At 42.9% G+C, this 18129-nt stretch carries 17 protein-coding genes; 3 read left to right on the top strand and 14 right to left on the bottom strand.

From position 1 onward, the window contains the following. Positions 1-83: 83 nt before the first annotated feature. The 11 genes from AC2CZC_RS13975 to AC2CZC_RS13925 all read right to left on the bottom strand — a co-directional run bounded on the left by AC2CZC_RS13975 (position 84) and on the right by AC2CZC_RS13925 (position 10822). On the bottom strand, positions 84-842 hold the full coding sequence (locus AC2CZC_RS13975) for an SDR family NAD(P)-dependent oxidoreductase (protein WP_484582241.1): 759 nt from the start codon (positions 840-842) through the stop codon (positions 84-86). Between the two features lie 87 nt (positions 843-929). Then, a complete protein-coding gene (locus AC2CZC_RS13970; protein ID WP_484582240.1) occupies positions 930-1646 on the bottom strand; it encodes a hypothetical protein in 717 nt (238 codons plus the stop codon). After that, positions 1643-2362: an SDR family NAD(P)-dependent oxidoreductase gene (locus AC2CZC_RS13965; protein ID WP_484582239.1), complete on the bottom strand. Its 720-nt coding sequence runs from the start codon at positions 2360-2362 to the stop codon at positions 1643-1645. The genes AC2CZC_RS13970 and AC2CZC_RS13965 overlap by 4 nt, the downstream gene beginning before the upstream one ends. Continuing rightward, a complete protein-coding gene (gene fabZ, locus AC2CZC_RS13960) occupies positions 2355-2774 on the bottom strand; it encodes a 3-hydroxyacyl-ACP dehydratase FabZ (RefSeq protein ID WP_484582238.1) in 420 nt (139 codons plus the stop codon). The genes AC2CZC_RS13965 and fabZ overlap by 8 nt, the downstream gene beginning before the upstream one ends. Continuing rightward, positions 2771-3871: an ABC transporter permease gene (locus AC2CZC_RS13955; protein WP_484582237.1), complete on the bottom strand. Its 1101-nt coding sequence runs from the start codon at positions 3869-3871 to the stop codon at positions 2771-2773. Before AC2CZC_RS13955 ends, fabZ begins: the two co-directional genes overlap by 4 nt. After that, positions 3864-4637 (bottom strand): ABC transporter ATP-binding protein, encoded by a 774-nt coding sequence (locus tag AC2CZC_RS13950; protein WP_063362421.1) that lies wholly within the window; start codon positions 4635-4637, stop codon positions 3864-3866. Before AC2CZC_RS13950 ends, AC2CZC_RS13955 begins: the two co-directional genes overlap by 8 nt. Positions 4638-4639: 2 nt before the next feature. Then, positions 4640-6877 carry a beta-ketoacyl synthase N-terminal-like domain-containing protein gene (locus AC2CZC_RS13945; RefSeq protein WP_484582236.1) on the bottom strand — a complete coding sequence of 746 codons (2238 nt, stop codon included), beginning with the start codon at positions 6875-6877 and terminating at the stop codon, positions 4640-4642. Continuing rightward, positions 6864-8399, bottom strand: coding sequence for a hypothetical protein (locus AC2CZC_RS13940; RefSeq protein WP_484582235.1), 1536 nt, complete (start codon positions 8397-8399; stop codon positions 6864-6866). Before AC2CZC_RS13940 ends, AC2CZC_RS13945 begins: the two co-directional genes overlap by 14 nt. Further along, the gene (locus AC2CZC_RS13935; RefSeq protein WP_063362424.1) at positions 8396-8875 is read right to left on the bottom strand and encodes a MaoC family dehydratase; all 480 of its coding nucleotides are present in this window, start codon (positions 8873-8875) and stop codon (positions 8396-8398) included. Before AC2CZC_RS13935 ends, AC2CZC_RS13940 begins: the two co-directional genes overlap by 4 nt. Positions 8876-8889: 14 nt before the next feature. Further along, positions 8890-9162, bottom strand: a complete 273-nt coding sequence (locus tag AC2CZC_RS13930; protein WP_039607946.1) for a phosphopantetheine-binding protein — start codon at positions 9160-9162, stop codon at positions 8890-8892. A 40-nt stretch (positions 9163-9202) separates the two neighbouring features. Then, positions 9203-10822, bottom strand: coding sequence for an HAL/PAL/TAL family ammonia-lyase (locus AC2CZC_RS13925; RefSeq protein WP_081216496.1), 1620 nt, complete (start codon positions 10820-10822; stop codon positions 9203-9205). A gap of 1199 nt (positions 10823-12021) precedes the next feature. Between AC2CZC_RS13925 and AC2CZC_RS13920 the strand changes: the two genes are divergently transcribed. From AC2CZC_RS13920 to AC2CZC_RS13910, 3 genes are read left to right on the top strand one after another with little or no spacing between them, the layout of a single operon-like run. Next, positions 12022-12405 (top strand): pirin family protein, encoded by a 384-nt coding sequence (locus AC2CZC_RS13920; RefSeq protein WP_484582234.1) that lies wholly within the window; start codon positions 12022-12024, stop codon positions 12403-12405. A 31-nt stretch (positions 12406-12436) separates the two neighbouring features. Continuing rightward, complete coding sequence (locus tag AC2CZC_RS13915) at positions 12437-12976, top strand: pirin family protein (protein WP_484582233.1); 540 nt, start codon at positions 12437-12439, stop codon at positions 12974-12976. 32 nt (positions 12977-13008) lie between these two features. Continuing rightward, positions 13009-14220, top strand: coding sequence for a bifunctional alpha/beta hydrolase/OsmC family protein (locus AC2CZC_RS13910; protein ID WP_484582232.1), 1212 nt, complete (start codon positions 13009-13011; stop codon positions 14218-14220). 60 nt (positions 14221-14280) lie between these two features. On the opposite strand, the gene AC2CZC_RS13905 is transcribed toward AC2CZC_RS13910, so the two are convergent. The 3 genes from AC2CZC_RS13905 to AC2CZC_RS13895 form a co-directional block, all read right to left on the bottom strand. Then, positions 14281-16335: a S9 family peptidase gene (locus AC2CZC_RS13905; protein ID WP_484582231.1), complete on the bottom strand. Its 2055-nt coding sequence runs from the start codon at positions 16333-16335 to the stop codon at positions 14281-14283. Positions 16336-16572: 237 nt separating this feature from the next. Beyond that, the gene (locus tag AC2CZC_RS13900; protein WP_484582230.1) at positions 16573-17109 is read right to left on the bottom strand and encodes an SEL1-like repeat protein; all 537 of its coding nucleotides are present in this window, start codon (positions 17107-17109) and stop codon (positions 16573-16575) included. Between the two features lie 243 nt (positions 17110-17352). Further along, positions 17353-18114 (bottom strand): SDR family oxidoreductase, encoded by a 762-nt coding sequence (locus AC2CZC_RS13895; RefSeq protein WP_039607941.1) that lies wholly within the window; start codon positions 18112-18114, stop codon positions 17353-17355. Positions 18115-18129: the final 15 nt, after the last annotated feature.

Here is an 18129-nt window from a genome sequence, read left to right as displayed (position 1 = left end):
ATACTTCCATTATTATTTTTGTGATGGCATAAAAAGGCGTTCAACGCCGCGAGCGTTATGATTTAGTTGATTGCTGTCAGTGATTAGGCACATGTATAGCCTCCATCGACATACACAGTGCTACCTGTGGTCCATTCACTTTCTAATAAATTAATAATTTCTTTTGAAACATGCTCTGGTGAACCAAACCCTAGCGGGTGCATGCTAGCTAGCTTTTCAAAGTGACCCGGTTGTGCCATGCCTTGATAACCATCATTGAGCTTGGTTTGGATCATGCCAGCAGCAATGCAATTGACCAGTACGCGATCTTTAGCCAATTCCAACGCTGCACAGCGACTTAAACTGCCTAGCGCCCCTTTACTGGCCGCGTAGCCGGAGATACCCGCCTCACCAGCGGACTGACTCACTGAAGACAGCAAAACAAGAGAAGTTGTACCCGCTGTATTTCTCACGCTTTTGCGTGTAAATGCCTTAATCATTGCCAGCGCACCGCCGCAGTTAACACGGTAAATCTGCTCAAAGTCGGCATAACTCGATTGGCGTAGCGTGGTCATCGCGTGTACACCAGCACAAAATACAGCCCCTTTAAATGCACCATATTGCTTGGCATTATCGATAATGAGAGGCGTCAATTCGTCTGGCATATTCAAATCAGCCACCGCCGTTTTATGCTGTCCGGGTAAAGACTCGGCCAAGGCACCTAAGGTTTTTTCATTTCGCCCTATCAATAGGAGTTCGTAACCTTTATTTGCTAAATCAAGGCAGGTTCTCTGCCCAAGATCTGAGGTTGCACCAAGCACCAAAACTCTTAATGGAGCCCCATCAATATTCATTGTTTCCATTACTATGCTTCTTCTCTTTAAAGGCCACATCACGCCAAAAGCACGGCTGTGCTTTTGGCTCATATGCGTATACTCAATGTTGAATTGTTAAACGGATATTTCTGTGCTCGGGCGCATGGTCATACACTGCCCTGTCATCATGTTGTTGTAGTGTGAAAAGTGCGCGATAAACTCGATAAAGTCCTGCTGCAAAAATACAGTTGGTCGCATACCGAATACTGAACGCTTTAGTGCACGGCGCATTTTCTTTCGCTCAGCTTCATCCTTTGCTAAATAAGGGATCACAGCACTGTTAATGAATACGGTATCGCTCGTCAGCTCTCTGGCTAAGGTCTTCATAAATGCATTCAAAGCGTGGTTAGCCACTGAATTCACCGCTTGTCCGAGATAACTCAAACTGTCCGAATACAGAGGGAAAACAATGTTTGCGCCCACCTCTTTCACAAACGTCGCCAGACTTTGATAAATTAAAAAAGTATTATCTAAGTAGGTTGTTATTAGTGCCAAACAGCTCTCATCTGTGAACAGTGCCTGCTCATTTGCACACTGCACACCTTGGATAACAACCAGTGGCTGTCCATTATCGAGCATGCCTTTTTCGGTCAATAGCAACTGAATATCTGGCTCATCTTGCGCTTTGATTTCAGCCAGTGACAAACTCGGTAGTGACACATTTTGCGATTGAAATTGCGCTGAAGGCGCTATCAAAATCACATTGACGTTTGCACTGAGGTAGTGATCAACCACCGCTTGATCAAACTCACTTTCTGCTTGTACCAATAATAAAGTTTGCGCCGCACTCATATTAAAAACCCTCCGTCCAGATGGATGACTTCTCCATTTTGATAATTTGGCGCATCTGCTGTGAGGTGCAATACCGTACGTGCAACTTCACTACACTGCCCCATGCGTCTGACACTGGTACAGTCGATAATAGGCGCAACAATAGACTGCTCTGCGCTGTCCACCATTTGTGTTTCAATCAAACCTGGCGCGACGGCATTACACAAAATATTGTCTTTTCCATACTCACGCGCGATGGTTCTGGTCATACCTATGATCGCGCCTTTAGACGTGGCATAGTTAATTTGACCTTCGCGTCCCACCACACCACTTTTTGAGACCATATTGATAATGCGACCAAATTGCTGCGCTTTAAAAATCGGCAGCACCTGTTGGCATAAATTAAACGTACCCTTTAAATTCGTCGTCAGTACTTTTTGCCAATTTTCTAAGGCCATCAGCTGTATCAAGCTATCGTGATTAATTCCTGCGTTGTTAACCAAAATATCAATGCGTTCATCTCGTGCTTTAATGGTCGCAATGCTATCTAACACAAAACCGCTGTCAGATATTGACCCCTGTAACCACGTAAAATTAGGGTTAGACTGCAGCTCATCTGGTACACTCGAGCGAGCAATACCATACACTTTTGCTCCTTCTGCCAGATACTGCTGACATATTTCCAGCCCTATGCCTTTGGAGCAGCCGCTCACAATCACGACTTTCTCTTTAAACATCCTTTTCTCCTATTTGATCTAAGTATCGAATGGCGATCCGTGCACTCGCAACTTGTTCATCATTAACCCAAGCTGCAACCTTAAACTTCACCAGCTCGCCCAATGCGATCTCTACCATAGCGCGAATTTCTAAAACTTGGCCAGGTAAAACAGGCGTGAGAAACTTGACCTTATCAATGCCAGCGATAACCCCTTTAGATTTGCCAGTAATGCACAGGCCACTGGCTTGAGCCATCGCCTCGACAATCAATACACCAGGAAACACAGGTTCATCTGGGAAGTGCCCCTCTAAACAAGGTTCGTTATAACCAATAAACTTTTGCGCGATAATAGACTCGTTTGGCTGTACCTCGACGACTCTATCAACAAACTTAAATGGCGGTTTATGCGGTAAATTATCCGGTGAAATCATTTTTCATCTCCCCAGTCGAATAAAAAGTAAATCATCACTAAAAGCACCACGGTAAACCCTGCTAGGGTTTGCACTTGCACAGAGACGTCTGCAAGCGATGCCCCTTGATTAGCCGTAAGTCTAAATGCATCTAAAAATGCCGTAGAAGGTAACCACTGAACAATGTTTTGAATCGTCTGCGGAAAGTTAGAGGTGTCAAAATAAATCCCAGATAAAAACATCAACGGGAAATACAGTAAGTTAGAGATACCCGTGGCCACTTCCACTTTTTGGCTACGCGCACCAACCAGCACACCGATTAAGCACAGGACGACAGAGCCCAATAACAGCACGGTTAAAATACTTAACCAATTGCCAAGGGGCTGATAGCCAAACAAAAAGTAGAAAGTCGCAAACAGCGCAACCAGCTGGAATATCAATAAAAACACTCTAGCGAATACAATCCCAATCACATAGTCCAAGCGGCTAAACGGAGATAACTTCAAGCGTTTAAAAAAGCCCTGCTGACGGTCTGAAACCAATCCATTTGAAATAGAGGTGATGCCAATACCGATGATCTGCAGCACAATGATGCCGGGGATCAGCCAGTCGATGTACCTAAACCCTTGAAGGTCAATCACCCCATCCAGATAAGGCTTACGGGCTTGGTCTTGAAGTGCCATGACATGGCTAAAAGCAATCGCTTGCTCATGACTGTTGCGTGTTGAAAACAAACCGCTAGGCGTCAAAATCAGCACATCACCATGATTTGAAAGGATCGAAGATAACCCCTCTCCCGGAGACACTTCCGAGTTTGGCTCAGCAAAATGCGCATTGATCCGTGCGATCAACGCGGCATCTTCAATGTTGAGTATGCTGACCTTGTTATCTTTCTCAATGGCTTGATACCAATCGGCATCTATTTTTTCCTGTTCAATGACAACCACATTCACTTCTGCCATCGGCTTTTCACCTGAGAAGGCTTGTACTAATAGCAACGCCATAAAAATGGGGAAGCCAAAAGTCCAAAACAAGGTGGCAGGCTCGCGGAAAAACGGTCGGATATTAAGCAGCATAAGCTGCCAAAATGGCTTTCTTGTCAGTACATTACTAGGCATGACTTGTTTCCTGCTTGAGAATATCGTGGCCAGTGAGTTTTAAAAACACATCATTGAGCGTGGCTTTGCGCGGCTCTCTGATAACCGGATCGGTAAACGTGCGGTGGATAATGGCATCAGGCGTACCTGACTCAATAATCTTGCCCTGCTCGATGATAAGTAGCTCATCACACAGGTAATCCGCCTCATCCATATAATGTGTGGTGAGAATGACCGTCATGCCCTCTTCTTTGAGCGATTTGATGATCTCCCAAAAGCTCTGGCGGCTGGTTGGGTCAAGACCCGTGGTGGGCTCATCTAAAAAAATCAGTTCAGGTTTACCCACTATGGTCATGGCTAAAAAAACGCGCTGCTTTTGACCACCGCTAAGGCTGTCTAACCATGCATTGGCTTTGTCAGTTAAACCAAAGCGTTCTATCAGCTCATCGACATCCATCGGATCTTTGTAAAAGCTGGCAAATAAACGGACCGCTTCTTTTACTTTGGTTCTGCCGTACAGACTATTGGACTGCAACAGTCCGCCGATTTTCATGCGGATCTGCTTTTCATTGTCCTTCCAATCCATGCCAAACAAGCTGACTTTGCCAGATGTTGGTTTTTTCAGACCTTGTAATATTTCCAATGTGGTTGACTTACCCGCCCCGTTTGGACCGAGTAATCCAAAGCATTGCCCCTTTTTAACTTGGAAAGATAACCCCTTTAAAACAAGCGTATTATTCTTGTTATAAGACTTCTTTAAGTCTGCTACATCAATGACCGCTGACATCTCTATTTCCCTTTTACTGTCGACACCAAACATGTCGTTGCACTGAGCTGTGTATTCACACTCATTACCAATACGGACTCTGGTTTACTGGTATTTTGCAGTGCCACGTCACGGCCCATAAACATGCGTCCGTTCAGTGCACAGGTGGCAAGGCTAATTGCATCAAGACTTTGGCACGCAATGCCCGATTCTTTATACGCTCTGCCATTAATCACTTGAGTAGTTGAAAACTGCGCTTGTAGCGCATTTGAAATCGCCTCAAATTGTTCAGCGTTAACCATAGAAAGGACTATCAAATCTGGTTTTACTGCAAGTTGTGCAAGCGCTGCACAGTCCCACTGTTGGTTTTCTTCATTAAATACCCAACGACCGGCATTAAAATCACTCACCTGCGCAAGTGCTCGACTCGCACGCGGGTCTTGTTCATTGACCGCGACCAGTGCATTGGCTGAACTTGCCAACCTGTGCTCATCCACTTGCATTTGCTGCCAAACTAAATCAGATGTGCCGCTCCTGTCTTCTGCGCTACACACCAAAGCACAAGCAATTTTGTCTTCACTTAAATCCATGAATGCATGCCACAATGCGTGCATACCTTCATTGCCTAAGTCGCTAAAATTGGCAGAGCAGCCTTTTAAGTCAAATGCCAAAGCCAAGTTTCCAAGCGGCGCATTGAGCACGGTATCTGGAAATAAAGTACTCTTAACTCCTGTCGGACCATATTCTTGTAAGTCAGACAGATTACGTTGCTGTACTTGAGATGCCCCCAAAGTAGTGCCGAAGTACGCACCCATCGGCGGCTTTTCAGCATCACTGTAATCCACATCCGCACCGCTAAAGGCAAGGTATGACGCGCCAATGGCATATTGACCTATGGTACTCATGCGACGACGATATAGTTTTGCTTGGAAAGGCTTTAAGGCAAATTCTTCCTCATAGCTAAGCAAAGGTTGATCCGCACCATTGCTATAACCACCTTGCTCAGCAATGCCCCCGTGGCCAAGGATATAAACCTTCTTACCCTCAGCCTTAGGAATGGCTGAAACAGATTTACGTGCTAGCATGGTGGTATTGTGGCCGCCAAACGCCGAATTAGTTGCGCCGATGCACTCAACCTTGTGATCTATCAGTCCATTCACTACGATATGGTGACCTTGGCAGTCTTCGCGAATGTCATCACCATTTAATGTCGAAGGCAGTTGTCCTTTGTTGATAGCGACCAGTGCAGAAATAAACTCAATAGCGCCCGCTGCGCCTAATGTATGACCAAAATAAGACTTGGAACTTGATACTGGGATAGATGCTTTATCTTGTAGGTTTAGCGCAGCAAAAATGCCCTTTAGTTCAGCGCCATCATTGGCGGGTGTACCAGTCCCGTGAGTGTTGACGTAATCTAGATCTTCAGGGTTCACATCACTTGAGCGCAAAGCACTTTCAAATGAGCGTCTTACACCAGCCCCCTGCGGCTCAGGTGCGGTCGCATGATATGCATCTAGACTTGAGGCTGTGCCCGCCAATTGCATGATGCTCGGTTGATTTCGAGCCTCGGCATGCTTGTGATTCTCTAACACAAGGAAGCCTGCGCCCTCGCCTAGGCTTAAACCCATTTTTACGTCATAAGGAGAGCAAACCTCCGGCGCAACCGACTGCAAAGAGTGAAAGCCGGCATAAATTGTTTTCGCCAAGGCGTCGGTGCCACCGGCTATCACAATATCAACCATATCATGGTCTAAAAGCTGTTTTGCAAAGCCCAGTGCGCTACTACTCGATGTACATGCACTGGTAAAGGTTAGTACAGGGCCTAGCACGCCAAAGTGTTTGGCTATGTTGTCACTTTGCTTGTGCGCTGGGTACTCCAAAAGACCATCATGCTGATTATCCATGATGCCCTTTTCAAGCTTTTCCATACCCGTATTTGCGTTGCCGACACACAGTGCGACACGTTTGTTTGCTAAGGTATGACGTGAGATATTTGCAGCACTCAGTGCTTCTTCTATCGCTTCAATGGCAAATAGGGTTGAAAAGTCAGGTAAATCAGTTTGTTTATCTTGATGTTTTTCTCGTACTGAGCGAACAATACCTGCGATATCACTCGGCAAGCCAGCCACGTCAAAACAGCTTAGTGATGCAACTCCCGAGCGTTGTGATTGCATTGAGTTATATAACTCCTGTGCATTGTCTCCACACGACGAAATTACACCGTATCCGGTTATCACAACTTGTGATTTACACTCTGGCATTTCTTACTTTCTCCTGTAAACCCTGCAATGTCACTTTGCCCATTGCATTGTTAGGTAACTCATCAATGAATTCTATTTTGGGGATGGGTAAATCTTGGAATAACGCTCTGATTTCATCTGTGATGTCAAAATGTGAGGATTCTTTGACAACAAAGGCTATCAGCTCTCCGCCGCGCACATTGTCTGCTTGCTCGATGAAATACACCCGCAAAGCATGTCCTGAAAACAACTGAGATAGCTTGTCTTCAACGGCCTTCAACGAGTAGCGTTTGCCCTTGAACTTAAATACGTTGTCCTTTCGGCCCAGATGTAAAATCCGATTGTTAGCGAGTATTTCAATCTTGTCATCTAGCGGCGCACATTCGACTCCCAAAGGTAGGAAATCAGAATAAATCAGATGTTCACCATCCGATGGTTGCAAACGAACGGTAGGCAGTAACTGGTACGTTTGAATATGGTCTTGACCTATCATCCGATAAGCAATGGCACCTGTTTCGGTGCTACCCAGCACGTCAATACCACGCAAATTTGGTAACTTGCTTTGAACTAGCTCGGCAAACTGTGTATTCCTTTGCTCACCAAATTTGCCACCCGAGTTAACGATATAGCGATATTGAGCCGTCAAAGCACCTGACAAGTTTTGCCAAATGCTTGGCACACTCACCGCCATGACATGATTGACCGCCTCAGGCACAGGCCTTAGTAACGTATTTGATTGATACATCACAGGAGTCTCAAGCTTAAGTGGCAACAAAAAGCTCCAAATAAACCCGTACATGTGTACAGGTGACACATAGGCATCGATTAAATCAAGGCCACTAAAATCAAATAAAGTCGTCAGCTCCTTTACCTCTTGCACCATGCTCGCTAACGATTTTTCAATGCGCACTGGCACCCCTGTGCTGCCGGAAGTTTCAAAGAAAATCACAGCCTCTTGCTGCAAAGACGCTAACTGCTGATAAATAGACTTTGAGTCCAACAACGACAGCTCAACCTGCTTTGATGACAATTGCGCAAAACTCACCGCATTTTCACCTTGAGGCTGTGCACTCATCAGCGGTTTATAACCACTTAAAACCGCCGCAACAGCGACCATCATCATTTTGACGGGATCCGTATCTAATACTCTCAGTGGCTTTGCTTTATCTAAGCCTTCACTTTGTAGTGCTGTGATTAATTGGGCGATATGCTGCTTAAACTCAACATCGCTATAATGATTGCCATCTGAGGAGTAAAACAGTGCACTGTCCGTGCTTGCATTTTTAGTCGCTTTTGCCAATATAGTGCGGGTAACAATGCTGCTAACAGTATGCGTCCCTTCATAGTCCGCGTTGTTAAACACAACACCAAATTTACGCTGACAATCAGCGTAAATTTGTAATAAGTCGACTGAATCAAGAAATAAAGGATTGCCCAATAAATCATCATCATTTGATAGCTGCGCTATTTCTGACTCTTCAAGTTCAACCGAGATAACAATTTGTCTGCGTACCTGATTGATTAAGTCTTCAAAATCCTTCATTCAGTTACCAATTCCTGTAATTCAATTGCTGCAACGCGTTTTTTGAACGATGCTTTAGGCGGCACGACTTCAACCTCACCACTGCAAACCAGCAGTTTGTTCTGATTTACAATGGTAATGGCCAATCGCACGTGCCGATTTGGTAATTTTTCAGACACTTTAACTTGCGCATAAATGGTGTCACCGATATACAAAGGTGCATGATGGCTTACGGTCATATTCGTCACCATAGAGCCCACACCTGGCAACTGCATACCAATAACTTGCGCAATCATGGCTGGCGCTATCCCTGCGTGGGCGATTCTGCCTGCTAACCCCATTTGCTCTGCAAACACAGCGTCTACATGCAACGGATTAAAATCCCCGGTGATCCCAGCAAAGCTATATACATCTGCCTCAGAGATAGTTTTTGAATGTACTGCACTGTCTCCTTCATTGATTTCCCTATACGTTTTTCCAGCCGTGTAAAGAGTCATAATCACCTCAATTTTTATGCTGCTAGTTGCTCAGAAATAAATTCGCTTAACGTATGAATTGACGACATTTTTTGCTGTACAAGTTCGCTTGGAAACTCTTTAAACTTCAGGCCATACTTTTTTTCTACCGCTGAAACCAAGTCTAAAAGTTCAATGCTGTCTAAATCTAAACCCGCGCCAACAAGCTCTGCGTGTTCATCGATTTCTTCCAGTGAGTCAGCCACTTCAAGCTCTTCAATTAAGATGTCAGTTTTAATAAAGGTGATGATGTCTTGTGTACTATTCATTGTTCTTCCTTAGCTTATAAAAAGTGAATTTAATCAGTGTTTAGTCGAATAAAAAGGCAACCATTTCTTCAATTTCACCATCCAATGCTCGGTCTTGAATGACAGGTGAGAAGGTTTGAGCAAGCGAATCAAAGAAAGGACGAGATAAGCTGTTGAGCTTCTCTGCAGATTGGTCTTTATCAAGCACATAGTAAGCCTGACGAATTGCCATCGCTTGAATTGCAATCACTGACTTCACCAAAGATAAAATGGTTTTCAAATCACGAGCTGCAATGGTGCCCATGCTCACGATGTCTTGGTTTAGAGCTTCAGTCGTACGGGAGAAAACCGACATAGGGCCAGACTGCTTAAGCGCTTCTGCAACCAATGCCGATGCGCTGATCTGCATCGCTTTAAAGCCGTGGTTGATCCACGCTTTGTCACCTAAGTCGTCAACAGCCACTAGGTTGTTAGGAATGCCCCCGTTTAATCTGTCATCAACAAGAATCCCCAGCTCTCGCTCTAACAATGCGCCCATATTGGCTACTTGCGGTTTAAGCGCATCACAAATTGCAGCAACATGACCACCATAGAAGTGACCTGCGTTGAGAATTAAATCACTTTCATGGTCAATTAATGGGTTGTCATTAACTGAGTTGATTTCTACCTGAAGCACTGATTTTGCCCAGTTCAACGTATCTACCAAAGAACCTAGCACTTGTGGAGAACAGCGAATTGAGTAGCTATCTTGCAAGCGGAACTTCTCTTTTAGACCATGTTCAATCACTTGGTCATCCGTTCTTTGTCTACGCCCCAATCTTTGCTCAGGGTTAGATAAACGCTTGTAGATTAAATCAGCACAATACCTTTGACCTTGGTGCGGCTTTAATTCGTGCACTTTCGGGTGAAAAGGTGACGCTCTGCCATCGATAAGTTCTACAAACAACGCAATTAACTTACATGAGATATCAATCGCTGTGTCTATCTCATTGATGGTATTAGCAGCAATGGCACTCATCACAGACGTGCCGTTCATGATTGCCAAGCCTTCTTTGGCTTTTAATTCATAAGGCGCAATGTTAAGTTCTTCCAAGACTTCAGAAGTAGGTCTAATCACGCCTTGGTAATACACATTTCTTTGTCCATTTAATGCAGCACCAATATACGAAAGTGGTGTTAAATCACCGCTGGCACCCACGGAACCTTTAGCTGGTATTGCTGGGAATATATTGTGTTGTAAAAACAGCTCCATTTGCTTAAGCAACTCCCAACTCACGCCTGAGTAGCCTCTTGCATTACAATTTAAGCGGATCAAAAGCGTAACGGCACAGTCGCGCTCACTCAAATACTCACCTACACCACAACCGTGATAGGCCATTAGGTTCTTTTGCAATTCTTGTGACATCACAGGCGAGATACGATTACTGGCCGAATTCCCGAATCCAGTTGTTACACCATATATGTCATCCCTATCAGAAATACGCTGATCTATATATCGGCGATTATTCTCAATGAGTGATTTGTGAACCTCTCCATTCAACTGCACTTTTGGATAATTGTCCTTGATAAACTTTTTAATATCTTCAAGCGTTAGTTGGCTTATTAAGTCTATATCTAATGTCGATACTGCTTTACTTCCAGACTCAGCTTTTGATTCTGAAAAAGAGAGTTCATTACTCATTTTTCTTGCTTCCTTTAACAATTAAAAAAACGGTCATTTTTAATTTATATTTAAAGTACATAATCTAATTAAATATAAATATCGCATGCACTAGTTAGCATTTTAAAAAAGCAGCTAATGCAAAAATTTAAGTCACTCACATAGTTCATCACTGGCTTACCAAGCTTAAAAGCACTTACTTTGTGACTGAACCACCCACTCAAAAGCGTGTGTGTCATTTTTTACACCATTACATTTAATCAATCAATAGTACCCACAAGAATTACACCAAATACATTTATTGCTATAAACTTTTACAAAATAGTGGATAAAACACCCTTATTTAACAAAAAACACACAACAAGTGTGAGGGAATTATTTACCAAAAAGTAGGATGAAAGAGAAAGGTTAAGCTGCAACTTTCCTATACAAGGAAGTTTGAAAAAGCACTTATATATATTTATTATTACAAAAAATTTTAAAATAAAAGACAACGACAAAGTAATAGCAAATTAATAAAAACCAACTTGACATTTTTCACACCCTTATAAATAAACTCATAAAGATATTTTTAGAATATATACTCAATTCAAACACACATAAAAAATCCCACACCGTACCTATATTGGTTAATTTATTATGTTATTTATATGAATACATGCCATTGAATATTAAAAGGGAAAGAAATAGGGCTAAACATAATTTTATATTTTTATGAATTGATACTTTTTTGTGCAAACATTTCCATTTTTACAAGTAAACAATAAAGGTACAAACACTGAAAAGCGGTTTAAAATGCTGTTTTTATCAACAATTAAGTTTTAATGACGAGCAAAAAAAGCTGAATATTCGCTTTATAGGTCTTTACTTATTGTTTCAGGCAAAGCAATTAATGTTTAATAATTAAACAAAACTAGCTTTGATAGTATCGTTAGAGTCATATCCTAGTCATAAAGCATGCGATAAAAAGCCAAAATGCCAAATACATACGAGAAAGCTCTGTCACATTAATGACATATAATAAAATAATGTGCTCCACTTTATTGCAAACCTTGCTAAAAAAAGCCCATGTAAGTTCAAATAAATCTGCTTCCAACCCAAGACGATTGAACAAAACACTCTATAAAACCGAACAACTCATCCTTATTTTTAAGTTTTACGTCATGGCGCTTTAAAACTAGTATCAAACTAAACATGCAATATGATTGGAGTTTCATTCTGTGGCACAAATACTCAAAGCAACCACCCACGACATTGGCGGTTTGACAGTTAGTCGGCTACTGCCACATATGAAAAAGCGCATGGTCGGCCCGTTTATCTTTTTCGACCATATGGGCCCGACCCACTTTCCAGCAGGCCAAGGGGTTGAAGTTCAACCTCACCCCCATATCGGCTTATCCACCTTAACTTACTTGTTTGAGGGGCGTATCCTGCACCGTGACTCTTTAGGAAACAAATTAGAGATAGCCCCAGGTGATGTAAATTGGATGACCGCAGGAAGCGGCATTGTGCACTCCGAAAGAGAGAGCTTTGAAGTTAGAGGGGGGGAGCATGCCATCAATGGCTTGCAATCATGGGTTGCACTAAGAAAGAGAGAGCTTTGAGGTTAGAGGGGGTAAGCATGCCATCAATGGCTTGCAATCATGGGTTGCACTGCCAGAACAATACTCTGATATCGACCCAAGCTTTGAACACATCGGCCGACATGATCTGCCGCAGAGTACATATAATGGCATCATGACGCGAGTTATAGCTGGCGAGGCTTACGGCCTTAAGTCCCCGATAACAACCTATTCAGAGATGTTTTATGTGGATATCATCGCACCAATTCAACGTACCATCACAGTGCCCAACCCAGACCAAGAGACTGCTTTATATGTGATCTTTGGTGAAGTAACCCTCTCTGGTACCTCCTACTCGCCGGGACAATTAGTACTTTTAGATCATGAAGATACATATATAACGACTACCAGAGATACGCGCATGATCTTATTGGGCGGTGATAAATGGGAAAGTTTGCCTTATATACACTGGAATTTTGTCTCCTTTAGTAAAGCGCGTATAGAACAAGCCAAGCATGATTGGCGTGAGGGCAACTTTCCCACTATACCCGATGATGACCGTGAATTTGTTCCGCTGCCAACAGGCAAACCAAAAGCTCAGCCACTGCGCTAACAATCTAGCTTTGATTAATTTGAGGAAAGGTAATGAGAGAAAAAATTGAATTTATCAGTAATGGAAACACACTTGCAGGGCTATTGGAGCGTCCGACTCAGCATATCAAAGCAGTCGCGCTATTTGCACATTGCTTTACTTGCGGTAAAGACATTGCGGCAGCCTCCCGTATTTCAAGAGCTTTGGTAAAGCATGGCTACGCTGTGCTGCGCTTTGATTTTACAGGACTTGGCAATAGCGATGGAGATTTTGCCAATAGTAATTTTTCATCAAATCTCGAGGATTTATATGCAGCAGCAGACTATTTGCGCCAAAACCTGCATGCACCGCAACTACTTATTGGGCACAGCTTGGGCGGCGCTGCGGTATTAGCAGCGGCGGATCAAGTTGAAGAGGTTAAAGCGGTCGTTACCATTGGTGCACCCGCGAACGCCAAACATGTCGCACACAACTTTTCAGCTCAAATTGAGCAGATAAAACAAGCTGGTGAAGCTCAGGTTCAACTCGGTAGACGTACTTTTAATATCAAAAAACAGTTTTTAGATGATTTAGATACACACAGTAAGACACAACACACGTTAAAGAATAAGGCACTGCTTGTTATGCACAGCCCAATTGATGATGTAGTTAGCATTGAGCAAGCAGAAGCGATTTATATGGCATCTAAGCACCCTAAAAGCTTTATTTCTTTAGACAATGCAGATCATCTATTGAGCAAAGCGCAGGATGCTGAATACGCTGCCACGGCAATTTCTGGCTGGGCCAGTAAATACATTGAACCACACCCTGAAACCACAACTGATGCTGTTGAAAATGGTCATCTAGTTGTCAGCGAAAAAGACCATAAATTTACCTTGAATGTTATCAGTGACAGTCACAGCTGGCTTGCTGATGAACCAACCCAAGTCGGCGGAAAAAACCTCGGCCCCGATCCTTATGAGCATTTACTAGCGGCTTTGGGTACGTGCACAGTGATGACAATGCGCATGTATGCGACCCATAAAAACTTGCCACTAAAACAGATTAAAGTGACATTACAGCATAAAAAAAACCATCATCAAGACTGTGACAACTGTGAGCAAAAAGACAGTTATGCAGAACTTATCACTCGCAAAGTTGAGATTGAAGGCAATTTGACACCAGAGCAAGAGCAAAAGCTGCTGGCCATTACCGATAAATGTCCCGTGCATAAAACGCTGCATAATCACATCGAGGTCAAAACACAGTTAGTCAATGATGCCTAATAGGTTTGGACACTCACTCTGGCGATGCAATGTGCATCGCCAAGTGAATATTGCAGCAATTTATTTATCTTCAAGCCTATCTTTGTACTTATCGAACCACCATAAGATATATTCTAACTTTTGCTGCAGATACGAAGGTCTTGCTGTTAGCGCGTGGCTCATATGAGGCATTCGCACCATGGTAGTATCAACATTCTGTAACTTTAATGCTTGATAAAACTGCTCTGTTTCAGAGATGGGCGTGCGATAGTCTGCCTCTCCGGTGATCAACAAGCTCGGTGTTTTGATGTTATTCATATATGTAATGGGCGAGTGCTTAAGATAGTGCTCTGTGTTTTCCCACGGCTTTCCATTAAACCAGTACTTTGGAAACATTGGATAAAAATCAGAGGTCAGCACAAAGCTATATAGGTTAACCGCCGGCTTCATAATCGCAGCCGCTGCAAACTGCTGTGTTTTACCCAACATCCAAGTGCCGATCATACCACCACCAGATCCGCCCATAATGTATTGCCTTGTTTCATCAATAAAGCCACGTTTAATCAAAGCGTCAATACCACTGATCAAATCTTCATGCTCATGATTAGGAAAGTTATTATGGATCAACTGAGCAAATTCATTGCCATACGAGTCGCTGCCTCTTGGGTTCATGTAAAGCACAACATACCCACGGGCCGCCAACATTTGCAGCTCAGCAGTAAAGTGCGGGCCGTAGTTCGCCATAGGGCCGCCATGTATTTCTAATACCAATGGATACTTTTTAGATTTATCGAAATTGGGCGGATAGATCACCCAACCATGAATAGGCCTCTCATCATATTTTGATTTACTCCACAGCGCTTCCACTTGACCAAGCGTCACAGTATCTAAAAACTTACCATTAAAATCACTGAGTGTGCTGATCTTGCCCTCGCTCAACACAGCCAATTCTGGCGGCCTTTGAGTATTGGCAATAGGAAATGCAACCATACCATTACTCGCCACATCAAACTCTCCTCCAGCGTATGGTCGACCAGAAGTCATGTTACCGAGCCTGTCAGTCAGCACTTTAAAATCGCCAGCTAAACCGCTATAACCTAGCTGCGTTTTTCCCTGATCATCATAACTGAAATAGATGCCTGCACTATCGTGTCGCCACTGCAAACGCACCACACTTCTATCGAGCCCTGCGGTTAAAACAGACACTTTACCTGTCTTCAAGTCTTTTACATGCAATTCTTTATTTTGATAAATCATGCCATTGTCATCATAACCCGTATAAGCAAGGTATCGGCCATCAGGGGATACGGTCGGCATGTCATCGGGGCCATCACGTTCAACAACGCTTTTTATTGCACGGGTTTTTAGATCTAGATAATGTATATCGGTATTAAAGTGTGAAAACTCAGGATTGGCATAACGCTTTGCAGAAAAATAAATGCCTCCCCCATCCTGTGCAAAGCTGATTTTTCCGCTATGACTGTGCTCGCCTTTTGTCAGCTGCTGAGGTACGCTCGCGGTGGTTGATTGTAGAAAAATTTGGCTCGCTCCCGGCTTCAAATACCCTGCCCCATTTAAACGATATCGGTTCGACTCAATCAATTTTGGCGCTGGGGCCCAGTTGGCATTATCTGGTTTACCCTTCAATGGGATAGGTAGCGTCTTTGGCTGCTCAACAAACATGGTAAAAGCGACCGTTTGATTATCTGGTGACCATACAAGATTACTTGGCATACTCGGGTACCATGATGAGTGATGAATATGACCCGTGTGAGTATCTTTAAAATTAATACGTGCTCTGCCGTCTGTGACTGACACAAAAGCCAATATATTTTGATTGGGGCTTAATACTGGTGCAAAGCTCGCATCCGACTGAATATCGATAGGTTGAAATTTTTCTGTAGCCTGATGATAAACCCAGACATGGCTATTCTTTTGATCATTGACTCTATCAAACTGATTTTTAACGAAGTAAATATCATTGCTTACATTTGAGACATCTACCTGATCGACATATTTAAGTTCAAAGTAGTCTTCAGGTTGTAAATACTGTTCATTGGCTGCTTGCACAACATCAGTATTCAACGCACAGGTTGCTGCAACCCATATCGTTGCCATTACATTGGTTTTTTTCATAGTTATTCCTCCTGTGCTTTCTTTGTATAACGACCAATACTATCCAGCCAGTGAACAAACCCTTTTATCAGAAAACAGTCAGGAAAAATAAAAATTAAAAGATTATAAAACAGAAGCTTAAGCCGCATGAAAAAGTAGGCCAAAGTGTAAACACGTCATCATGACGTTAATTTTAAGTAGAATAATCAACCACAGTAACTTCTAGAAACACCATGGTTGACATTAGTACAAACCATATTAGTCGAGGTTAAGTTGCGCTTCGTGCAAATCCAGCGGATAAACTGTCGATATTTTATCTTCTTTGGTACATTTTACAGCGACCTTATTTGACCCTACCGTGGTGGAATTTCGACAAGTAACAAATTGCGCTTTCATACCAAACCTACGTTTATAATCAGCAACCACTGTGTCTATTTGCTGTTGCATCTGAGGGGGTGCTTTCGCATAAAGAGCATCATAAAAATTGACCCACTCTTCAATACCTGACTCAGCGGCCACACCTAACCAACCCATACCAATTAATGTTGACTGCTCAACATGCTGGCCTTTTAAAAACATAAATGCCAAATAATACTGGGCATCTTTGTAGCCCCATGTAGCGAGTTCGCCAAGCGCCTCAAATGCCTCGGGATATGCTTTTTGATGATAGAGCTTAATGCCCTTTTTCTCTTGCTTATGGATCGCATCAATGTCTTTAATGATGGCACGATTAGATTGGCACGCAGGGGTTAGCGTGATCAACACAGCTAGAAGAAGTAACTTCTGAATCATCATAAATACTCAGCTAATTTGGCCATAAAACTTACAATTTGAGCAAGAGTAACTGGTTGCGATTAGGAGCGTAAAAGGGAATAAGCTGTAAAATTGAGGGATTTAAATTAAAAAAGCGGCGGGACACACCCCCACCGCTTTATTCAACACACTCTCTTCTTTCGAAGATAAAGGAACATAAGTATGCGAATACTTTGAATATTAACGATATTTTATTACAAAACAACGAAAATACCCGATATTTTTTTAAAGTCGAATACCACCGTCAATTTCGACGACACGACCGGTAAAGAACTCATTTTCAATAATATATTGCGCAGTATGGGCTATTTCTTGTGCTTCACCCAAACGGCCTACTGGCTTCATTTTAACCAAGCGGTCTTTTGCTTCTGGCTTCATCGCATCCGTCATCTTAGTGCGAATAACACCCGGTGCAATCGCGCCGACACGAATACCGTAACGACCTAGCTCTTTTGCCCATGTTGTCGTCATTGCCACAACACCTGCTTTTGCAGCTGAGTAATTAGTTTGGCCAATGTTACCAGCACGTGCCACACTCGACATGTTAATAATCACGCCACCTTGATCTGCCTCAATCATTTTAACAGCCGCTTCACGACCACATAGGAATACACCTGTAAGATTGACATCCATCAGTGATTGGAACTGATCAAGCGACATTTTATTAACCACTTCACCTTCTTTGACTTTAACAAATAAGCCATCACGTAAAATACCCGCATTGTTGATAAGCACAGATAGCGAGCCAAAGTCTTGTACAATTTTATCAAATACTTCTTCTACGTTGCTTTCAATACTGACATTTGCAACGTAAGTTCTAACGGTTACATCAAATTGGCTAAGCTCTTCAACTGCTGCATGCAACACTTCTTCTTGCATGTCTACAAGCGCAAGATTTGCACCTAAGCTCGCCATTTTATGTGCCATAGCAAGACCTAAACCTTGCGCGCCCCCAGTAATAACAACCGTTTTATTTTCTACATTCATAATTAAATTTTAAAC

Source organism: Pseudoalteromonas sp. MMG033 (genome assembly GCF_057197785.1).
Note: the sequence above shows the minus strand (reverse complement) of the source record. Positions and strands in the feature narration are given on the sequence as shown.